The following is a 255-nucleotide window of genomic DNA, read 5'->3' on the forward strand; positions in this document are numbered from 1 at the left end:
TTTTCGGCCACGGCGTTTCCGGCGGCGTGCGGTACGTCACCGACGACGGCAGCACCGTGAAGTGGATGTTGTGGCGGCTCTCGCCGGTGTCGCCGCTGGCGTAGGAGTTCTCGGCGAAGTCATAGGTTGCCGAGGTCACCAGGTACTCGCCGTTGTCGCTGAAGTGCGGCGCGTTGATGATGGAGAAGGTAAAGCCCGGTGCGATGCCGGTGGCCGTGCCCGACCCGCTGACGCTGTGGTGCTCGGCCCGCCACA

Annotated in this window: 1 pseudogene; it reads right to left on the reverse strand. The window is 66.3% G+C overall.

Annotated features, from left to right (window positions below):
- Positions 1-255, reverse strand: a pseudogene (locus QSK07_RS22800) (type VI secretion system Vgr family protein); the annotation flags it as partial.

It is taken from the genome of Pantoea sp. QMID4 (assembly GCF_030270445.1).
Taxonomy (GTDB): Bacteria; Pseudomonadota; Gammaproteobacteria; order Enterobacterales; family Enterobacteriaceae; genus Pantoea; species Pantoea vagans.